At 66.1% G+C, this 20,407-nt stretch carries 17 protein-coding genes; 7 read left to right on the forward strand and 10 right to left on the reverse strand.

Annotation, left to right across the window (positions count from 1 at the left end; genetic code table 11):
* Positions 1-29 precede the first annotated feature (29 nt).
* The 3 genes from QCE48_RS12720 to QCE48_RS12730 are packed head-to-tail and all read right to left on the reverse strand — an operon-like array spanning position 30 to position 2,910.
* Complete coding sequence (locus QCE48_RS12720; RefSeq protein WP_309787439.1) at positions 30-545, reverse strand: ureidoglycolate lyase; 516 nt, start codon at positions 543-545, stop codon at positions 30-32.
* 4 nt (positions 546-549) lie between these two features.
* Positions 550-1,560 carry an allantoicase gene (gene alc / locus QCE48_RS12725; protein WP_309787438.1) on the reverse strand — a complete coding sequence of 337 codons (1,011 nt, stop codon included), beginning with the start codon at positions 1,558-1,560 and terminating at the stop codon, positions 550-552.
* A gap of 27 nt (positions 1,561-1,587) precedes the next feature.
* Positions 1,588-2,910, reverse strand: a complete 1,323-nt coding sequence (locus QCE48_RS12730; protein ID WP_309787436.1) for a C4-dicarboxylate transporter DctA — start codon at positions 2,908-2,910, stop codon at positions 1,588-1,590.
* A 238-nt stretch (positions 2,911-3,148) separates the two neighbouring features.
* Between QCE48_RS12730 and QCE48_RS12735 the strand changes: the two genes are divergently transcribed.
* Positions 3,149-3,844 (forward strand): FadR/GntR family transcriptional regulator, encoded by a 696-nt coding sequence (locus QCE48_RS12735; protein WP_309787434.1) that lies wholly within the window; start codon positions 3,149-3,151, stop codon positions 3,842-3,844.
* 49 nt (positions 3,845-3,893) lie between these two features.
* Here the strand turns inward: QCE48_RS12735 and gap are convergent, their stop codons facing one another.
* Both gap and tkt read right to left on the reverse strand, forming a co-directional pair.
* Positions 3,894-4,904, reverse strand: coding sequence for a type I glyceraldehyde-3-phosphate dehydrogenase (gap, locus tag QCE48_RS12740; protein ID WP_309787433.1), 1,011 nt, complete (start codon positions 4,902-4,904; stop codon positions 3,894-3,896).
* A gap of 51 nt (positions 4,905-4,955) precedes the next feature.
* The gene (gene tkt / locus QCE48_RS12745; protein ID WP_309787432.1) at positions 4,956-7,010 is read right to left on the reverse strand and encodes a transketolase; all 2,055 of its coding nucleotides are present in this window, start codon (positions 7,008-7,010) and stop codon (positions 4,956-4,958) included.
* 397 nt (positions 7,011-7,407) lie between these two features.
* Between tkt and QCE48_RS12750 the strand changes: the two genes are divergently transcribed.
* Both QCE48_RS12750 and QCE48_RS12755 read left to right on the forward strand, forming a co-directional pair.
* Positions 7,408-7,821: a VOC family protein gene (locus QCE48_RS12750; RefSeq protein WP_309787431.1), complete on the forward strand. Its 414-nt coding sequence runs from the start codon at positions 7,408-7,410 to the stop codon at positions 7,819-7,821.
* Between the two features lie 96 nt (positions 7,822-7,917).
* On the forward strand, positions 7,918-8,655 hold the full coding sequence (locus QCE48_RS12755) for a 16S rRNA (uracil(1498)-N(3))-methyltransferase (RefSeq protein ID WP_309787430.1): 738 nt from the start codon (positions 7,918-7,920) through the stop codon (positions 8,653-8,655).
* A gap of 55 nt (positions 8,656-8,710) precedes the next feature.
* On the opposite strand, the gene QCE48_RS12760 is transcribed toward QCE48_RS12755, so the two are convergent.
* From QCE48_RS12760 to QCE48_RS12770, 3 genes are all read right to left on the reverse strand, one after another.
* The gene (locus QCE48_RS12760) at positions 8,711-9,274 is read right to left on the reverse strand and encodes a barstar family protein (RefSeq protein ID WP_309787429.1); all 564 of its coding nucleotides are present in this window, start codon (positions 9,272-9,274) and stop codon (positions 8,711-8,713) included.
* Between the two features lie 16 nt (positions 9,275-9,290).
* Positions 9,291-9,785: a ribonuclease gene (locus tag QCE48_RS12765; RefSeq protein WP_309787427.1), complete on the reverse strand. Its 495-nt coding sequence runs from the start codon at positions 9,783-9,785 to the stop codon at positions 9,291-9,293.
* A gap of 433 nt (positions 9,786-10,218) precedes the next feature.
* The gene (locus QCE48_RS12770; RefSeq protein WP_309787426.1) at positions 10,219-12,525 is read right to left on the reverse strand and encodes an NADP-dependent malic enzyme; all 2,307 of its coding nucleotides are present in this window, start codon (positions 12,523-12,525) and stop codon (positions 10,219-10,221) included.
* Positions 12,526-12,784: 259 nt separating this feature from the next.
* Between QCE48_RS12770 and thiL the strand changes: the two genes are divergently transcribed.
* From thiL to QCE48_RS12790, 4 genes are all read left to right on the forward strand, one after another.
* Entirely contained in the window at positions 12,785-13,804 is a 1,020-nt protein-coding gene (gene thiL, locus QCE48_RS12775; RefSeq protein WP_309787424.1) for a thiamine-phosphate kinase, read from the forward strand.
* Positions 13,794-14,327: a phosphatidylglycerophosphatase A gene (locus QCE48_RS12780; protein ID WP_309787423.1), complete on the forward strand. Its 534-nt coding sequence runs from the start codon at positions 13,794-13,796 to the stop codon at positions 14,325-14,327. Before thiL ends, QCE48_RS12780 begins: the two co-directional genes overlap by 11 nt.
* Positions 14,328-14,359: 32 nt before the next feature.
* Complete coding sequence (locus QCE48_RS12785; RefSeq protein WP_309787422.1) at positions 14,360-14,860, forward strand: CinA family protein; 501 nt, start codon at positions 14,360-14,362, stop codon at positions 14,858-14,860.
* A 77-nt stretch (positions 14,861-14,937) separates the two neighbouring features.
* Positions 14,938-18,291 carry a DEAD/DEAH box helicase gene (locus QCE48_RS12790; RefSeq protein WP_309787421.1) on the forward strand — a complete coding sequence of 1,118 codons (3,354 nt, stop codon included), beginning with the start codon at positions 14,938-14,940 and terminating at the stop codon, positions 18,289-18,291.
* 6 nt (positions 18,292-18,297) lie between these two features.
* Here QCE48_RS12790 and pyrF read toward each other — a convergent pair whose 3' ends face one another.
* Both pyrF and QCE48_RS12800 read right to left on the reverse strand, forming a co-directional pair.
* Positions 18,298-19,110 (reverse strand): orotidine-5'-phosphate decarboxylase, encoded by an 813-nt coding sequence (pyrF, locus tag QCE48_RS12795; protein WP_309787419.1) that lies wholly within the window; start codon positions 19,108-19,110, stop codon positions 18,298-18,300.
* Between the two features lie 117 nt (positions 19,111-19,227).
* On the reverse strand, positions 19,228-20,334 hold the full coding sequence (locus QCE48_RS12800) for an aldose 1-epimerase (RefSeq protein ID WP_309787417.1): 1,107 nt from the start codon (positions 20,332-20,334) through the stop codon (positions 19,228-19,230).
* Positions 20,335-20,407 lie beyond the last annotated feature (73 nt).

Here is a 20,407-nt window from a genome sequence, read left to right on the forward strand (position 1 = left end):
GGGCGGCGGTTTTTTTGCGCCTCGGGTTGTCAGGCGGCGTGCCGCGCGGACGCCGCGCGAACCAGCACATGCCGTTCTGCCAGATCGATTTCGTCGCAATTCGGCTGGCTGCCGCCACGGTCGACGACGATGAAATCGCCTTCGCGATCCAGCACGATCAGCGGATGGTGCCAGACGCCGCGCGCGTAGTTCACGCCCTGCCAGCCGCGCGTGTGAAAGGCGCGCAACCCCGCGGGATCGAACTCGCCCGGTGGCGCCACGACAACCAGATACGCCACGTCGTGCATCGGCAGGAACGCCTGGCTGCCGAGCGGATGGCGCTCCATCATCGAAATCTCGACCGGCTGCGGTCGCGGCTGGCCGCGAAACACGCTGATGAGCGGCCGCCCGCCCTCGTCGGCGCCGATCTCGACGCGTGCGAGATCGTGAAAGCGCTCGGTCGTGCCGCCATTGATCGGAAAATGGCGCGCGCCTTCCAGTTCGATGACGTCGCCGAAAGGCGCGAACGCCTCGCGCGTCAGGGGTTCCAGCGTCAGCGTTTTCATGGCTTTACTCGATGTCGCCGAAGACGCGCAGCCGCGACACGCCGCCGTCCGGGAAAATATTGAAACGCACGTGCGTCACCGGTCCGAGCGCCGCGACTTCGCTCTCGAAGCGATGCACGTTGTCCATCGACAGCTTCTGCTCGGGCAAGAGCACCGGCCAGAACATCGCCTGCGTGACGAGCGACTCGTCCGTGCCGCCCGCCACGCGCGCCGCCTGCAACGAGCAGCGGTCGGGGAAATTGCCCTTGAAGTGCGCCGTATCGACTTCGATCGCGCGGATCACGCCCGGATGCGCCAGCGCGACGATCGCCCAGTCGTTGCCCGGCTCCCGGCGACGCCGCGTCTCCCAGCCGTCGCCCATGTTGACGCCGCGTCCAGGCATCAGCATCTGCGAGGCCGGCCCGAAATGCTGGTTGTTCGCCGCGACCAGATACGCGCCGTTTTCGATCGCCGCCAGATCGAGCAGCGTGCCGCGCGCGACGCGCGAGAAGTCCGTCTTCGGCTGGCCGTAGACACGCAGCCGCGCGATCCCGCCGTCCGGATAGATGTTCACGCGCAAGTGCGTGTAGGCGCGCGCGTCGGCGATCTCGACGTAATGATGGCGATTGCCCTGCAGCGTCGTCGCGGGGACGATCTCGCGCCAGTCGCCGTTTTCCTGCGGGTTCGGGCTGTCGGTGCAGCACGCCTCGATCGACGCCGCCGGCGGGAAGTTGCCGGTGAAATGGCTCGTGTCGATGTCGATGCCGTGGATCGTGCCCGGCCGCGCGAGCTTGACGATGCAGAAGTCATAGCCCGTCGTGCGCTTGCGGCGCGTTTCCCAGCCGTCCATCCACTTGCCGTGGTCGTCGTACTTGCCGGGGATGAACTGCGCCGGCTGCGGGTCGAGCATGCGCTCCTTCGGCGCAAAGAATTCGTCGCTCGCGAAGAGCGCTTCGGCGCCCAGCCGCGGATCGGCGAGATTCATGTAGCGGCGCGTGAAGGCGGGAGCGTCGGCGTCGAGGATCGGGTTTGCCATGATGATCGTTTCCTTTGAAGTTGAGCGTTACAGCGCGTGCGCGGTTTCGTGCGTGTGTCCGTTCGTGTGCGCGGGCGCCGGCACGAACAGGAAGTCGGCGTCCTGGTCGAGCACGCGTTTGGCGCGCGCCCGGTCGATGTCCTTCTCCCACACGGCGACGACCACCGTCGCCACGCAGTTGCCGATCAGGTTGGTCACGGCCCGCGCGATGCCGACGAACCAGTCGACCGGCAGGATCAGCACGAGGCCGAGCACGGGGATCGCGGGAATCGCGGAGAGCGTCGCGGCGAGAATCACGATGGCCGAGCCGGGAATGCCGTGCGCGCCCTTCGACGTCACGAGCGACACCAGCACCACGACGATCAGATCGTGCAGCGAGAGCGGCGTGTTGGTCGCCTGCGCGATGAAGATGACGGCGAGCGTCAGATAGATCGAGAAGCCGTCGAGGTTGAACGAGTAGCCGGTCGGGATCACGAGGCCGACGGTCGAGTCCTTCACGCCCATCCATTCGAGCTTGCGCATGATCTGCGGCAGCACGGCGTCCGACGAAGCGGTGCCGAGCACGATCGACAGTTCTTCGCGCAGGTAGCGCACGAGCTTGAAGATCGAGAAGCCCGCGAGGCGCATCACGACACCGAGCACGACGAACACGAACAGGAAACAGCTCGCGTAGAACACGACGACGAGCAAGCCCAGTTGCTTGAGCGACGCCACGCCGTACTGGCCGGTCGTGAACGCGATCGCGCCGAGCACGCCGAGCGGCGCGAGCTTGATGACGAACGCCATGATGCGAAAGAACACGTGCGACAGTTCGTCGATCAGGCCCGTCACGCGCTGCGCCTTCTCGCCGAGCAGCGACAGCGCCGCGCCGAACAGCACGGAGAACACGAGCACCTGCAGGATGTCGCCCTTCGCGAAGGCGTCCATCGCGGTGTCGGGGATGATCTTCAGCAGGAAGCCGGCGGTGTCCTTCAGGCCTTTCGCGTGCTCCGTGTAGGTGGTGAGCGACGCGGCATCGAGCGAATGCAGGTCGATGTTCATGCCGACGCCCGGACGCGTCACCCACGCGAGAACGGCGCCGATCACGAGTGCGAGCGTCGTCATGATCTCGAAGTAGACGACCGCCTTCAGGCCGACGCGTCCGACCTTTTTGAGGTCGCCCGCGCTCGCCATGCCGCTCACCACGACGCAGAACACGATCGGCCCGATCACCATCTTGATGAGCTTGAGAAAGCCGTCGCCGAGCGGCTTCAGCGACTGTCCGAAGTGCGGGAACAGCGCCCCGACCACGATGCCTATGATCAACGCGATCATTACCCTGCCAAACAGCGAATTCAGGAATCTCGACACGACCATTCTCCTTCGTCGTCAATCTCAGTCAGAGGATCAATTCAGCAACTGTTCGGACTGGTCGGACCAGTGCTGTGATGACGAATATTAGAAAGCCGATATAGCCCAGTCAAGGACGGTTTGATACCGGTTTACCCGTGTTATCAGGGGCTTGCGGCGATAGGTAAAAATGCTTGTGGGACGGAACGGCGCGCTGCGCCTACAATGGCGGTCAGACCGGACTACTCCGATTAATCCTATGAAAAACGTTCCGCATACCGTGACCGATGCCGCGATCGCGACCATTCGCGACCGCATCGAGGCCAGCGTCTATCCCGTGGGCAGCCTGCTGCCGGCGCAGCGGCAGCTATCGGAGGAACTGGCGATCAGCCGGGCTTCGCTGCGCGAGGCGCTCACGACGCTCGAAGCGCTCGGCATGCTGCATATCCGGCCGGGCAAGGGCGTGTATGTGAGCAGCGCGCAGGCATCGACGTCGCATGCGTGGCGTTTCGCCGATCAGGCGTCGCTGCCCGACACGTACCAGATGCGCTTTGCGCTCGAAGGCTTCGTCGCACGGCTGGCGGCGCATTCGATCGGCGACGGCGATATCGAGTGGCTGCAGGACAATCTCGATTCGCTGCAAGGCGCGCTCATCAGCGCCGAACTTGAAGAAGCGGCGCAGCTCGACTTCGCATTCCATATGCGCATCGTGAGTCTCGCGGGCAACGCGGCGATCGAATCGATCCTGCGCGGCAGCGCCGACATCATGAAGGAAAGCCAGCGCCTGCCGTTCTACCGGCGCGAACTGGTGCTGTCGACCTTTCACGAGCACGCGGCGATCGTCGAAGCGCTCAAGGCGCGGGACAGCGAAGGCGCGGGCCGCGCCATCGAGATGCATATCGTCAACGCCGCGCAGCGCGCGGGCGTGCATTTTCCGCTGCCGCTGAAGGCGTAAACGAAAAAAGCCGCTCCGAAGAGCGGCTTCCTGACAGCAGTCGCGTGGCTTACTTGGCGTTCGCGAGCGCCACAGCCGTATCCAGCATGCGGTTCGAGAAACCCCACTCGTTGTCGTACCAGCTCGACACCTTCACCAGCCGGCCCGACACCTTCGTGAGCGTTGCGTCGAACGTCGACGATGCCGGGTTGTGGTTGAAGTCGATCGAGACGAGCGGCGCATCGTTGTAGCCGAGGATGCCTTTCAGCGCGCCTTCCGACGCGTCCTTCATGATCTTGTTGACTTCATCGACCGTCGTGTCGCGCGCGGCGATGAACGACAGGTCGACCACCGACACGTTGATCGTCGGAACGCGAATCGCGTAGCCGTCGAGCTTGCCGTTCAGTTCCGGCAGCACGAGACCGACCGCCGATGCCGCGCCCGTCTTGGTCGGGATCTGGCTGTGCGTGGCCGAGCGCGCGCGGCGCAGGTCCTCGTGATACACGTCGGTCAGCACCTGGTCGTTCGTGTACGCGTGGATGGTCGTCATCAGGCCGTTCACGAGGCCGATCTTGTCGTTCAGCGGCTTGACGAGCGGCGCGAGGCAGTTCGTCGTGCACGACGCGTTCGAGATGACCGTGTCCGATGCCTTCAGCACGTGGTGGTTCACGCCGTAGACGATGGTCGCGTCGACGTCCTTGCCGCCCGGTGCCGAAATGATGACCTTCTTCGCGCCGCCCTTGATGTGCGCGCTCGCCTTTTCCTTCGTCGTGAAGAAACCGGTGCACTCCATCACGACGTCGACGTTCAGCTCGCCCCACGGCAGTTCGGCCGGGTTGCGGTTCGCCAGCACGCGGATCCGGTCGCCGTTGACGACAAGGTAGTCGCCGTCCACCTTCACTTCGCCCGGGAACTTGCCGTGCGCCGTGTCGTACTGCGTGAGGTGCGCGTTCGTCTTGGCATCGCCGAGATCGTTGATGGCGACAATCTCGATGTCGTGCTTCTTGCCGTTTTCGTAGAGGGCGCGCAACGTGTTGCGGCCGATCCGGCCGTAGCCGTTGATTGCAACGCGAATCGTCATGGTCTATCTCCTTGGCTTAAAAAATACTTCGGGGCGCCGGCGAACACGCACTCACACGCCGGCGAGCGCGGCCTTGGCCGTCTCCACGACATGCTCGACGGTAAAGCCGAAATGCTTGAAGAGGACGCCGGCCGGCGCGGATTCGCCGAACGAATCGATGCCGACCACGCCGCCTTCGAGACCCACATACTTGCGCCAGAAATCCGTCACGCCCGCTTCGATCGCCACGCGCACGACGCCCTTGGGCAACACGCGCTCGCGATACTCGGCGTCCTGGCGGTCGAACACATTGGTCGACGGCATCGACACCACGCGCGCGCCGATGCCTTCCTGCGCGAGCTTGTCGACGGCTTCCATCGCCAGTTGCACTTCCGAGCCCGTCGCGATCAGGATGATCTTGCGCGCGGGGATGTCGTCGTTCCAGTCGCGCAGCACGTAGCCGCCCTTCGCGATGTTCGCGATCTGGACGTCGTTGCGCGGCGAGAACTGCAGGTTCTGACGGCTGAAGATCAGCGCCGACGGACCTTGATGCCCGACGGCCTCAGTCCACGCCACGGCGGTTTCGACCGTGTCGGCCGGACGCCAGGTGGTGAGTTGCGGAATCAGGCGCAGGCTCGACACGTGTTCGATCGACTGGTGCGTCGGGCCGTCTTCGCCGAGACCGATCGAATCGTGCGTGAACACGAAGATGGAACGCGACTTCATCAGCGCGGCGACGCGCAGCGCGTTGCGGCTGTAGTCCGAGAACGTCAGGAACGTGCCGCCGAACGGGCGATAGCCGCCGTGCAGCGCGATGCCGTTGATCGCGGCGCTCATGCCGAACTCGCGCACGCCGTAGTTGATGTGGTTGCCCCACTGGATGCCCTTGCCGTCCGGGTTGGCGTTATCCGCGTCGCCAGCGGCGCGGACCGGCTTCGACGCCTTCCAGTTCGTGAGGTTGGAGCCCGTCAGGTCGGCCGAACCGCCGAGCAGTTCCGGCAGCGCGGCGGCGAGCCCTTCGATCGCCTGTTGCGACGCCTTGCGCGTCGCGACCGTTTCGGCGCGCTGATTCGCCCCTTCGACGATGTTCTTCGCCTGCTCGGCCCAGTCGGCCGGCAGTTCGCCGTTCATGCGGCGCACGAACTCGGCGGCTTGCTGCGGATTTTTCGCGCGATACGCGTCGAACGCCTTGTTCCACTCGGCTTCGGCGCGCGCGCCTTCTTCCTTCGCGTCCCACGCCGCATAGACTTCCTGCGGAATCACGAACGGCTCCCACGACCAGCCGAGCGCCGCGCGCGTGTCGGCGATTTCCTTGGGACCGAGCGGCGCGCCGTGCGCGTCGTGGCCGCCCGCTTTGGTCGGCGCGCCCTTGCCGATCACCGTGCGGCAGCAGATCAGCGTCGGCTTGTCGGATTGCTTCGCCTGCGCGATGGCGGCATCGACCGCGTCGACGTTATGGCCGTCCACCGCGCGGATCACGTTCCAGCCATAGGCTTCGAAGCGCTTCGGGGTGTCGTCGTGGAACCAGTGCTCGACGTCGCCGTCGATGGAGATGCCGTTGTCGTCATAAAGCGCGATCAGCTTGTTCAGCTTGAGCGTGCCGGCGAACGAGCAGGCTTCGTGCGAGATGCCTTCCATCAGGCAGCCGTCGCCGAGGAACACGTAGGTGTGGTGATCGACGATCGACGCGCCGTCCTGGTTGAATTCGGCGGCGAGCAGCGCTTCGGCGAGCGCCATGCCGACCGCGTTCGCGAGACCCTGGCCGAGCGGGCCGGTGGTCGTCTCGACGCCTGCCGTCATGCCGACTTCGGGATGGCCCGGCGTCTTCGAATGCAGCTGGCGGAAATTCTTCAGTTCGGAGATCGGCAGGTCGTAGCCCGTCAGATGCAGCAGCGAATACAGCAGCATCGAGCCGTGTCCGTTCGACAGCACGAAGCGGTCGCGGTCGGCCCAGTGCGGGTTCGTCGGGTTGTGCTTCAGGTGGCGCGACCACAGCGCGACGCCGATTTCCGCCATGCCCATCGGCATGCCCGGATGGCCGGAATTGGCCTGTTGAACGGCGTCCATCGACAACGCGCGAATCGCGTTTGCCATCAGGGCGGTTTGGCTGGAGGTCGGGGTCGTCATGTCGGAGAGTCGGGGGTAAGTCCTGAAAGAATCCTGGGTGTTTCCGGATGACGCGCCGGGCGGCTGCGAACGACACTTTCAGGCCCCGGAACGACGAGAAACGAGGAGGATCGGAGAGCGTGATTCTAACAGACAGGTCCGATCGACATTGCGCGACAGGCCGCGCTCGGCGGCGTGCGCGTGCGCGCTTTCTGGCCGGGCACGCGTCTTCATCGGACGCGCGGGAACGTCCGGCGAAACCGCGTATCGAAGGAGGCGAAGTGCCGCCGCGCGCTGTTTTCTGCGGGCCGTGCGCCCGTCCGACTGTCGAATGCCACGCGCCGCGAGGCTGCGAGCCAGGCTCCGCAAGCCTTCGTGGCACAATGCGCCTCACGGCCAAGCTGCAAGGAGCTTTTCGATGACCGATCCCCGCCCAGCCGATGTGCCCTGGCTGACGCCCTATCTCACCGTGCGCGATGCGCACGTCGCCACCGGCTTCTACGAGCAGGCGCTGGGTTTCGCGGTGCGCGACAGCGTCAACGACGACGGCGCGATCATCCACGTCGAGATGACGTATCGCGGGCAGTTGATCCTGATGTTCGCGCCCGAGGGCGCCTACGGCTCGCAGGCGCGCACGCCGAAGAGCGCCGGGCTGATGGCGCCGCAGTCGTTCTATCTGTATGTCGACGACGTCGATGCGACTTATGCGCGCGCGCTCGCAGTCGGCGCGAAGGGGCTGATCGAACCGCAGGACCAGTTCTGGGGCGACCGTTTCGCGCAGTTCGAAGACCCGGACGGCTATCGCTGGGCGATCGCGCGGCATCTGGGCTGACCGCCGCCCCCCCCCCGCGCGCTTCGAGCGGATTTTTCACGACAGGCTCAACTATCCGCCGGCGCCGCCTTCGGGCCCGCGCCGGCGATCAACGACATGCCACGCTTTTTCGTAGACCGCCCGCTCGCTGCGGGCACAACCGTTCCACTGCCTGACGACGTCGTGCGCCACGTTCACGTCCTGCGCCTGCAAAGCGGCGACTCCGTCACGCTGTTCGATGGCGCCGGCGGCGAGTACGCGGCCGAACTCGTCGAGATCGGCAAGCGCGCGGCCGTCGCGCGCATCGACCGGCACGACGACCGCGAAGCGGAGCCGCCGTACCGCGTGACGCTCGCGCAGGGCGTCGCGGGCGGCGACAAGATGGACTGGCTGATCGAGAAGGCGGTCGAACTCGGCGTCGCGGGCGTCGTGCCGCTGACGGCGGAGCGCGGCGTCGTGCGTCTCGCGGGCGACCGCGCGCTGCGGCGTCAGGCGCACTGGCAGGCGCTTGTGCGCGCGGCGTGCGAGCAATGCGGACGCAACCGGATTCCCGAGGTCGCCCCGCCGCGCGATGTCGACGCGTGGCTCGGCCAGCTCGCGCCCGCAGTCGACGGTGAGTTGCGGCTTCTGCTCTCGCCGCGCGCCGAGGTGAACTTCGCGTGGTTGCCGCAGACGCCGCCCGTCGCGCCGGTCACCGTGCTGATCGGGCCGGAAGCCGGTTTTTCGCCTGACGAGGAGAAATTTATCGTCGATGCGGGATTTTCGACGCTTGCGCTCGGTCCGCGCGTGCTGCGCACGGAGACCGCGGGAATCGCCGTGCTGGCGGCGCTCGCGGCGCGCTGGGGCGGCTGGTAAATGAAAAGGCCGGTCATTGGACCGGCCTTTTCAACTAAGCGCGCGAAAGCAGGCGTCAGGCGAACGAGTAGAACACGCGGAACGCCACGCGTCGCTCGGCCCAGAACTCGGACGCTTCACGGAACACGTCGAGCAGCGTTTCGCGGCCTTCCTTGTCGAATTTCTGCGCGATCGGCAGCGCTTCGAGCACGATCACGAAACCGGGCTGCGATCCCGCTTTATGGACGAGGTCGGTCAGGCAGTCATAGAGCGCGTCGTAATTTTTGCCGAAGTGCTTCGGAAACAGGAACGACGTGGCGATCGTCTCAAGCACTTCCTGCTTGCTCTGAGCCGCGCCGCAATAGGCAAACAAAAAATGCTGGCCGAGCCGGGTCGCTTCGTCGGCGAGTTCCTGCACGCGAAACGCGCGAATCGATTGCACGATGTTCGGCCGCACCGTCCTGAAAAGACTCATGGACCCCTCGTCCGTTGATGACAGCGTCGGGCTCGGTTCGTCGTCGGGGTGGTTGTCGTGTTCAGTCGTGCGCAGCCGCAATACTCGCTGGAACAGGTTGCCATCGCCGGTGGCGAAAAGATCACCCGCCGCACCGTTTCCGTGCGCGTAGATGTTGTCGCTCATGCCGTTCATCCCGAAGTTATCCCGCAATGCGTTGAAAACTGGCGTAGTGGTCGTCGGAGTAGTAACAGTCGCCGATCTGCCGGCGCGGCCCACCGCACACGATCCGGCGCGCTCCGCGGTCGCGGGCCCGCGGCGTGGGGACGGTGTATTCGTGGTAATAGCCGCGCCGATGCGGCGGAAGCAAACGCTCGCGATTGCCGAACACGACGCCGTCCTTCTCGAACGGAAACGGGCCGCCTGACTCGATCAGCCGCAATGTGGCGACGGCCTGCTTCGGCAACTGCGCGATGGCGACGGTGCCCAGTCCGTCCGCTGCTTCGTGCCCGACCTCCTGCCCGTTCGCTTTTCCGGACGACCCGCCCAAGGCGGCCGATTCCGGCGGCATCGGCACGGCCACGGCGCTCGCGCCGGCCGCGTCCTCACGCGTCTGCTCTGCGTGATCGCCTTTGCCACAGCCGCTCAGGGCCACTAAAAGCGCGACGATGCAGTGATGAAACCACGTCCGCTTCACGTAGCGATGTCCCCGCGATGAACCCTGAAATCGACGACCATGAAAGACGTAAGGGTATCGCTAATGACACCCGGAATCAACGTTCGGTCGGGAATCGGCGTTCTCTGAAAGATCCGGGCGACGATCCGGCAACGCACGATTTCCGTCGTCCGCGCTTATTTTTAGGCTAAATCTGAGAGATTTTTATCTTGGTCAGTATAAAAATACAACTCTGGAATGGCTAAGAAACGGCGCGGCACGTTCGCCTCGCTTGTCGCACGTTTCACGGTTTGCACCGTCGCCATCGCCTATTCGAGGAAACGCAAATCCCCTTGCATGCCTCGGGCGTGCCGGTTATCCGGCACGCTTTTTTTTTTCGTTCTCGATGCAAGGCGATGCCCGGCGATGCAACCCACGCGGCGCTCGTTGCGAGCCCCGCGCCTTTGCGCCGCGTTCAGATCGCGCGGTTCAGCGAGGCCGACGCGTCCGCCACCAGCAACGCCGTCATGTTGACGATGCGCCGCACCGTCGCCGATGCCGTCAGCACGTGAACCGGCTTCGCCGCGCCGAGCAGCATCGGCCCGATCGCGATGTTGTTGCCGGCCGCCACTTTCAGCAGGTTGTACGAGATGTTCGCCGAATCGATGTTCGGCAGGATCAGCAGGTTCGCGTCGCCTTCGAGCGTCGATTCCGGCAGCACTTCCTTACGCAGACGCGAATCCAGCGCCACGTCGCCGTGCATTTCCCCGTCCACGTCCAGATCCGGCGCGCGTTCCTTCAGCAGCGCCAGCACGTCGCGCATCTTCTGCGCGGTCGGCGCGTTGCTCGTGCCGAAGTTCGAATGCGACAGGAGCGCGATCTTCGGCTCGATGCCGAAACGGCGCACTTCCTCGGCGGCCATGATCGTGATTTCGCACAGTTGCTCCGGCGTCGGATCGACGTTCACGTGCGTATCGACGATAAAAATCTGGCGGCCCGGCAGCACCAGCGCGTTCATCGCGGCGTAGACGCTGCAGCCCGCCTTCTTGCCGATCACCTGATCGATGAAATGCAGATGGCGATGCGTCGTGCTGACCATGCCGCAGATCATGCCGTCGGCTTCGCCGTGCTCGACCAGCATCGAGCCGATCAGCGTCGTGCGGCGGCGCATTTCGAGCTTCGCCATCTGCTGGCTGATGCCCTTCCTCGCCATCATCTTGTAGTACGTCTGCCAGAAATCGCGGTAACGCTCGTCGTGATCGGTGTCGACGACGGTGAAATCGACACCCGGCGTGAGCCGCAGGCCGAACTTCGTGAGGCGCTGCTGGATGACCGCCGGACGTCCGATCAGGATCGGCTTGGCGATCTTCTCGTCGACCGCGATTTGCACCGCGCGCAGCACGCGCTCTTCTTCGCCTTCCGCGAACACGATGCGCTTCTTCTCCGGCTCGACGCTGCGCGCGAGCTGGAACACCGGCTTCATCGTGGTGCCGCTGTGGTAGACGAATTGCTGCAAATGCTGCTCGTACGCTTCCATGTCCTCGATCGGACGCGTCGCGACGCCGGAATCCATCGCGGCCTTGGCAACCGCCGGCGCGATCTTCACGATCAGACGCGGATCGAAGGGCTTCGGAATCAGGTATTCCGGACCGAACGACAGGTCCTGAATGCCATACGCCGTCGCGACGATATCGCTTTGCTCCTGGCGCGCGAGTTCCGCAATCGCGTTCACGGCGGCGATTTCCATCTCGCGCGTGACGGTGGTCGCGCCCGCGTCGAGCGCGCCGCGGAAGATGAACGGGAAGCAGAGAACGTTGTTGACCTGATTCGGGTAATCCGTGCGGCCGGTGGCGAGCACCGCGTCCGGACGCACTTCGAGCGCGACTTCCGGCAGGATTTCGGGCGTCGGATTGGCGAGCGCGAGAATCAGCGGCTTGGCGGCCATGCCCTTCACCATTTCCGGCTTCAGCACGCCGCCCGCCGACAGACCGAGGAACACATCCGCGCCTTCGATCACGTCCGCGAGCGTGCGGGCGTCGGTCTGACGGGCGAAGCGTTCCTTGTCCGGGTCCATCAGTTCCACGCGGCCCTGATAGACCACACCGGCCAGATCCGTCACATAGATGTTCTCGAGCTTCATGCCGAGATCGACGAGCAGATCCAGACACGCGAGCGCCGCCGCGCCCGCGCCGGAGGCGACCAGCTTCACCTCGCCGATCTCCTTGCCGACCACCTTCAGACCATTGGTGAGCGCCGCCGCGACGACGATCGCCGTGCCGTGCTGGTCGTCGTGGAAGACGGGAATCTTCATGCGCTTCTTGCATTCGCGCTCGACGATGAAGCAGTCCGGCGCCTTGATGTCTTCCAGATTGATGCCGCCGAACGTCGGTTCGAGCGCGGCGATCACGTCCACCAGCTTGTGCGGGTCCGATTCGTTCAGTTCGATGTCGAACACGTCGATGCCCGCGAACTTCTTGAACAGCACCGCCTTGCCTTCCATCACCGGCTTCGACGCGAGCGGGCCGATGTTGCCGAGCCCGAGCACCGCCGTGCCGTTCGTCACGACGCCGACCAGATTGCTGCGCGCGGTAAAGCGCGCGGCATTCAGCGGGTCCTCGACGATGGCCTCGCACGCAAACGCGACGCCCGGCGAATACGCCAGCGCGAGATCGCGCTGGTTGATCATCTGCTTGGTCGGCGCGATCGCGATTTTGCCGGGGGTCGGGAATTCGTGGTAATCGAGCGCAGCTTCGCGCAATTTGGTATTGGCGGTCGTGGTCATGAGGCGGGTAGCAGTGCGAGATTAGAATAGAAGTTCGAACGCATTGTAGCGCCATTCAGGCACCGAATCGGGTTGCAATCCGCGCAATTCGGGTGCAACTGCCTGAACTTGAACGGGCTGAAAACGCTTGGGGCAGAAGGCGCCGCGCGCGTTAAAGTCGCTCATGGCCGTCCAACGCGATTCAACCCGCCGGGAACTGGCCGCATTTGCGCGAGGCGCTGTCAATTCCAATAATCCTAATTTGCCTTCCGGGCTCACCATGCTTTCCGAGTTTTCCCTAATCGAGCGTTTTTTCGCCCGCCGTGCGAGAAGCGGGTCGCCGCCCGGCCAAGCGGCGAAGGTCTCGCGCGCGGCGCTCGGCATCGGCGACGATTGCGCGCTGATCGTCCCGCCGGCCGGCCAGCAGCTCGCGATCTCCACCGACATGCTGGTCGAGGGCCGCCACTTCTTCCCTGACGTCGATCCGCACGCGCTCGGCCACAAGGCGCTCGCGGTCAACCTGTCCGATCTCGCCGCGATGGGCGCCGCGCCGCACGCGTTCACGCTCGCGCTCGCGCTGCCCGGCGCCGACGAACAATGGCTCGCCGCGTTCAGCGACGGCCTCTTCGCGCTCGCCGAGCGCTTCGACTGCGAACTGATCGGCGGCGACACGACGAGCGGTCCGCTCAATATCTGCATCACCGTGTTCGGCGACGTGCCCACGGGCGCCGCGCTGCGCCGCGACGCCGCCCAGCCCGGCGACGACATCTGGGTGTCCGGCACGCTCGGCGACGCCCGCGCGGGCCTCGGCCTCTTGCGCGGCGAATGGGACGTCGACGACGAAGCCGCCGCCGTGCAACTGAAATGCGCGCTGGAGCGCCCGGAGCCGCGCGTCGCGCTCGGGCTCGCCTTGCGCGGCGTGGCGCGCGCGGCGCTCGACATCTCCGACGGGCTCGCCGGCGACCTCGCGCATATAGTGAAGCGCTCGCACGCGCGCGCCGTCGTGGACGCCGACGCCGTGCCGGTCTCCGATGCGCTCGCGGCGCTGCCCGCTCCGGTGCGGCGCACCTGCGCGCTCGCGGGCGGCGACGACTACGAACTGTGCTTCACCGCGCCCGCCGAAGCACGCGCGACGATCTCGGCGATCGGCGAGCGCGAACGCGTGCGCGTCACCCGCATCGGTACAATCGAGCGCATCGCCGATGCTTCCGCTCGCGCGCCGTCCATCGCCTGGCACGACCGCAGCGGCGCACCGCTTTCCCTGACGTTGCAAGGCTTCGATCATTTTCATGCAGACTGACCCCCCGATCGCGGGCGACTCGCCCGCTTCCGCGCCCAAGCCGCGCAAGGCGAGCGCGCGCTTCATGCTCACGCATCCGCTGCACATCCTCTCGCTCGGCTTCGGCAGCGGCCTCTCGCCGATCGCGCCGGGCACCGTCGGCACGCTCTTCGCGTGGGTGTCGTTCGTCGCGTTCAATCCGTATCTGACAGTGGCCGAATGGGGCGCGCTGATCGTCGCGGGCTTTGTCGCGGGCTGCTGGTTCTGCGGCTTCACCGCGACGAAGATGGGCACAGCCGACCCGTCGCCGGTCGTGTGGGACGAGATCGTCGCGTTCTGGCTCGTGCTGCTCTTCGTCACGCCGGTCACGTTCACCGGACAGTTGTGGGCGTTCATCGTGTTCCGCTTCTTCGACATGGTGAAGCCGCCGCCCATCCGCTATTTCGACCGCCATCTGAAGGGCGGCTTCGGCATCATGTTCGACGACCTCGTCGCGGCTTTCTTCACCCTGCTCGTGATCGCGCTCTGGCGCATGACGGTCTGACGCTCCCTCTTCCGGCTCCTTCGAGACACATCATGGCTCCCGATAACGTCGTTCACCAACTTGCGATCCGCGTCGGCAACAAGCTGCGCGACGAACGGCTCATGCTCGCCACGGCCGAATCGTGCACGGGCGGCATGGTCGCGGCCGCGATCACGGACATTTCCGGCAGCAGCAACTGGTTCGAGCGCGGTTTTGTCACCTATTCGAATCTCGCGAAGACGGAGATGATCGGCGTGCCGGCCGCGCTCATCGACCAGCATGGCGCGGTGAGCGAGCCCGTCGCGAAAGCGATGGCCGAGGGCGCGCTGCGCAACAGCCGCGCGCAGGTGTCGGTGTCGATCACGGGCGTCGCCGGCCCGGCGGGCGGCAGCGACGCGAAGCCGGTCGGCACGGTATCGTTCGCGTGGAGCAACCGGCTGCATACCGCTGTCGAGACGCAGCATTTCAAGGGCGACCGCGAGCAGGTGCGCGCGCAAGCCGCCGCGCACGCGTTGCGCGGCCTCTTGCTCCTGCTGGAGCGCCGGGAAAAGTAGACGCAGAGCGCACGCCCACCGCGGCGCTCGGCGGAAAGACGGCCGCCGGCCGCGCCGAATCGAACGAACTAGTCTGAATGAACGCTACGACCCCACCGATTACGTACGACCGATCCCAGATCACTCATTGGCTCGACGCCAGAACGGTCGCAAAGGCGGTCCAGTGTGTCGGCGCCGTGTCGGGCATGCGCTGGCTCGGCAGCGAATGCCTGACCGCCCACGTGCAGGGCACGCAGCGCGCGCCGTATGCGGTCAATCTGGTTTTCGTGCGCGCGCGCAACGGCGTCGAGCTTCACGATGCGTGCACGTGCCCCGTCGGATTCCGCTGCAAGCACATCGGCGCCGTGTTGCTCGCGAACCTGCAATCGACGAGCGACGTTGAATCCGATCCCGCGAAACCCGGCGGGATGCGTCCCGAACTCGCCGAATGGCTCAGGATGTTCCGCTCGCATGTCGGATCGACGCGGCGCGCCACGGCAGCGTCGTCCGAATCGAAATCGCAGGCGACGTATGCGCTCGTCTACCTGTTCGCCGCCGACGAAGGGAACCAGCCCGAGCTGAAAATCTTCAAGGTGCGCCTGGGCGTCGACGGCTCGATCCGCGACATCGACCGATGGAACGCGAGCCAGGCGGCGTTGGCGAATCCGGCGAAGTTCATCACCGACGACGACCTGACGATCCTGCGCGCGCTCGCCCCGAGCCGTCTCGCGAGCGACGTGATGGGCCGGTTTTTCCTGAGCGGCCCCGACGGCGCGGCGATCGTCGCGAAACTGCTCGCGACGGGGCGGCTTCTCACGCGGCTCGACAAGCCCGAGGCGGGCCGCGTCGAAGCAGGCGCTGCATTGCGCGAGGGCGCGGCGCGCCCGGGCCGCATCGACTGGATGCCGGAAACGAATAACCGCCTGCGGCCGGTGCTGCGCGCCGAACCCGACGCCACCGCCATCATTCCCACCGACCCGCCCTGGTATCTCGACGCAAAGACGGGCGAAGCGGGCGTCGTCGAAGCGCCGATGCCCGCGCGGCAACTCGCCGACTACCTCCGCATGCCGCCGATCTCGCTCGCGGAAGCGCCCTTCGTCGCCGAGGTGCTGCTCGAATGCGCGAGCGCGCTGCCGCAGCCGCTGCCCTTGCCGCCGCTGCGCGATTCCGGCGCGATCCGCGTGATCGACATCGCGCCCGTGCCGGTGCTGACGCTCGACACGCTGCCCGTGCATGTCGCGCGTTTCGGCAAGTACGACCACCGCGCGACCTCGCTCGATTTCGCGATGGTGGGCTTCGACTACGACGGCCTCACCGTCGACGCCGAAAGCGCCACGACGCAACTGCAACGCCGCGGCCATGAACTCGTCGAAGTGAGACGCCGCGCCGACGCCGAAAGCGAACGGCTTCAGCAACTCGCCGACGCCGGGCTGCAAAAGCTTTCGCTGCAGCACGTGTACGGGCCGAAGCCGTTTCCCGTGGGCCTGCGCGTGCTGAACGACCCGAAGGCGTGGGAGCGCTTCGTCGCCGACGTATTGCCGGTCCTGCGCCGCGACGGCTGGCGCGTGACGATGACACGCGATTTCACCTTCAACGTGATCGAAATCGACGACATCGACGGCAGCGCGCACAGCTCGGGCGATGGCTGGTTCGACGTCGAAATGGGCATCACGGCGGGCGAGCAGAAGCTGCGCCTGGAGCCGCTCCTCGCGGACCTGTTCCGGCGCGACCGGCGCTGGCTGGGCGGCATGCTCGATTCGATCGCCGACGACGAAGGCGTCGAACTGCGCACGGACAGCGGCGAGCGGCTGCGCCTCATGGCGAGCCGGCTCAAGCCGGTCGTGCGCGTCCTGATCGACCTCTTCAGCGGGATGCGCGAAGGCGAGACGCTGCGCATTCCCGCGCTCGACGCCGGCCGCCTCGCCGCGCTCGACGACACCCATCGCTGGCAGTTTCGTGGCGATACCGCCGTGATCGAACTCGCGCGGCGGCTGCAGGGCGCGAGCGGCCCGCGCGAGACGGCGCCGCCCGCGGGCCTGAACGCCGAGTTGCGCGCGTATCAGCGCGAAGGCCTCGCGTGGATGCAGTTCCTGCGCGAGCACGCGCTGTCAGGCGTCCTCGCCGACGACATGGGTCTCGGCAAGACCGTGCAGACGCTCGCGCACATCCTCGCGGAGAAGGAAGCGGGACGCCTCGACCGCCCCGCGCTGATCGTCCTGCCGACGACGCTCGTCCACAACTGGTGCGAGGAAGCGAGCCGCTTCGCGCCGGGCCTCAGGGTGCTGAACCTGCACGGGCCGGAACGCCATGACCGCTTCGCGCAGATCGGCGAACACGACCTGATCCTCACGACCTACGCGCTTCTCTGGCGCGATCACGAAGCGCTCGTGCAGCACGATTACCACCTGCTGATCCTCGACGAAGCGCAGTACGTCAAGAACGCGACGACCAAGTCGGCGGCGAGCATCCGCAGCCTGCGCGCGCGGCATCGGCTGTGTCTCACCGGCACGCCGCTCGAAAACCATCTCGGCGAGCTGTGGGCGCAGTTCGATTTCCTGCTGCCGGGTTTTCTAGGCACCCAGCGCGATTTCACCAAACGCTGGCGCACGCCGATCGAAAAGGACGGCGACAACGTGCGGCGCGAACTGCTCGCGCGGCGCATCCGGCCGTTCATGCTGCGCCGGCGCAAGGACGAAGTGGCGAAGGAACTGCCGCCGAAGACGACGATCGTGCGCACCGTCGATCTGGAAGGCGCGCAGCGCGATCTCTACGAAACCGTGCGCGCGGCGATGCAGGAAAAGGTACGCGCCGCGATTTCGGAACAAGGCTTCGCGCGCAGCCACATCGTCGTGCTCGACGCGCTGCTGAAGCTGCGGCAGGTGTGCTGCGATCCGTCGCTCGTCAAACTGAAGCAGGCGAAGCGCGTGGAGGAATCCGCGAAGCTCGACTTGCTGCTCGCGATGCTGCCCGAACTGATCGAGGAAGGCCGGCGTGTGCTCGTCTTCTCCCAGTTCACGGGGATGCTCGCGATCATCGCCACCGCGCTCGACCAGGCGGGCATCGCCTACGCGATGCTCACGGGCGATACGGTCGACCGCAGGGCGCCGGTGCGGCGCTTCCAGGAGGGCGAGGTGCCGCTCTTCCTGATCAGCCTGAAGGCGGGCGGCGTCGGCCTGAACCTGACCGCCGCCGATACGGTGATCCACTACGACCCGTGGTGGAATCCGGCCGCCGAGAACCAGGCAACCGACCGCGCGCACCGGCTCGGTCAGGACAAGCCGGTGTTCGTGTACAAGCTGATCGCGGCGGGCAGCATCGAGGAGAAGATCGTCGCGATGCAGGAGAAGAAGGCGGCGCTCGCCGCGAGCATCCTGTCGGACGACGCGGCGGGCGCGGTGAAGTTTTCCGCCGAAGACCTCGACGCGCTGTTCGCGCCGATACCTTCAGCTTGACTGCGTTTAACGATAAAGATTGATCGTGTCGCGGGTCTTTTTCGCGGCTTGTGCGACGGCGCTGGCGAAATCGTCGTCACGGCCGGCGTAGATGATCGCGCGCGACGAGTTGATCAGCATCCCCGCGCCGCCTGCCGTGCGTCCGGCGCGCACGGTCGCTTCGACGTCGCCGCCCTGCGCGCCGATGCCCGGAATCAAAAGCGGCATCTCGCCGACGATCCCCCGCACCACTTCGATTTCCTTCGGAAACGTCGCGCCGACGACGAGCCCCAGTTGCCCGGCCGCGTTCCATTTTTCGGCGGCGAGTTGCGCGACGACCTGATAGAGCGGGCGGCCTTGCGTCTCCAGGAATTGCAGGTCCGAGCCGCCCGGATTCGACGTGCGGCACAGCACGATCACGCCGCGCCCTTCGTGCGCGAGATACGGCTCGATGGAGTCGAAACCCATGTAGGGATTCACGGTGACGGCGTCGGCGTCGTAGCGCTCGAAGGCTTCGCGCGCGTACTGCTCGGCGGTGCTGCCGATGTCGCCGCGCTTGGCGTCGAGGATCACGGGCAGGCCGGGATGCTGCTCGTGGATGTGCGTGATCAACTGCTCGAGCTGGTCTTCGGCGCGATGGGCGGCGAAGTAGGCGATCTGCGGCTTGAACGAGGAGGCATAGGGCGCGGTGACATCGACGATCGCACGGCAGAAGTCGAAGATCGCGTCGGGGCGGTTGTTGAGCGAGCCGGGGAATTTCGACGGCTCGGGGTCGAGGCCGACGCACAGGAGCGATTGGGTGCGCGCCCAGGCGGCATTAAGGGATTCGATGAAGGACATGAAAGCGTGCGATCCGGGTGAGATGACACGCATTTTAACGCGCATGCAGACAGAGCCCGCACGCTCGGATGCGGCATCAGTCGTTCGAGGCGCCCGCTCGTCGGGACGCCGACCGCGTCATCGCACGGCGGCCCGCCCCCGCGCCTTCGCCCCCGCCGCCGCTCTTGGCCGCCCGCGCCTGACCGCTTCCCCGGTCCGCTCGACGGTGAAGCGGAACTCCCGCGCGAGCTTTTCCCCCGGTGCCAGCACGGTCATCCCGTGCGCTTCCCCGCCGCCCGGCAGGTTCACCGCGTTGATCGGATGATCGACCGGTTCGAAGCAGAAGTAATCGGCCCCCGGCGGCGCATACAGCACGTAGTAATCCGTATTGGCGGAAATCGTCAGCGACAGGCGCCGCTTCGGCCATAACACGCTCGTGCGCCCGCTCCATCCGGTGAACGCGTTGTTGACCATCGTCGAGGGCATCGGATACGCGACGCCGAACTGCCACGCCGGCGGCGCCGGCACATGCCGCACCGGCAACCAGTCGTCGCCGCAAAGCCACAGGCCGCCCGCCGCCGCCGACAGTTCCGTGTCCGCCTCGCGCATCAGGAACGGATGCAGTCCGAGCCCGAACGGCAGCGCGTCGCGGCCGGTGTTCTCGACGTCCAGCGCCACGACGAGCGTCGCGCCATCCAGCCGATACGTCTGCGCCGCGCGATACGAATACGGCGTGCCGCCGCGCCGGTCGAGCGTCAGACGCACCCGCGACGCCTCCTCTTCGTCGACTTCCCACGCGCCGAGCCAGCCGTCGCCGTGCAGCGGCAGCGGTTCGTCGTCGCGATTGCGCGGCACGTCGATCGCGCGCCCGGAAAAGTTGAAATGCCCGTTGCCGATCCGGTTCGAATACGGCAGCAGCGGATAACACGCAAGCTGGTTCGGATCGGTGTCCGCGTTCGGATGCGCGCACGGCCGGAAGATCGGCACGAGCGCGCCTTCATGACGCCAGTCGAAACGCGTGATGCCGCCGCCGAGCGCGGGCGCCACGTCGAGCCGCAGATTGGAATTCGCGAGCGTGATGCAGCCTTCGATGCCCGCCCCGCCCATCGCAACCACCGACGTGCCGGGACCCGGCCGGATCGGCGGCTCGGTGGCGGCGGCGAGCTTGGAGCGCCGCGCGTTGGCAGCCGCCGTGGAGGACGTCGAGGCAGGATTCACACTTTGCGCTGAACGAGCAACAGTCATGGCTCACGCTCCATCGAGAGGCGACAGCCCGGCATCGCCGGGTCGGGTGGGCGGCGCGTCATCTGCGCGCCGC

The sequence above is a fragment of the Caballeronia sp. LZ024 genome (assembly GCF_031451455.1).
Lineage (GTDB): Bacteria > Pseudomonadota > Gammaproteobacteria > Burkholderiales > Burkholderiaceae > Caballeronia > Caballeronia telluris.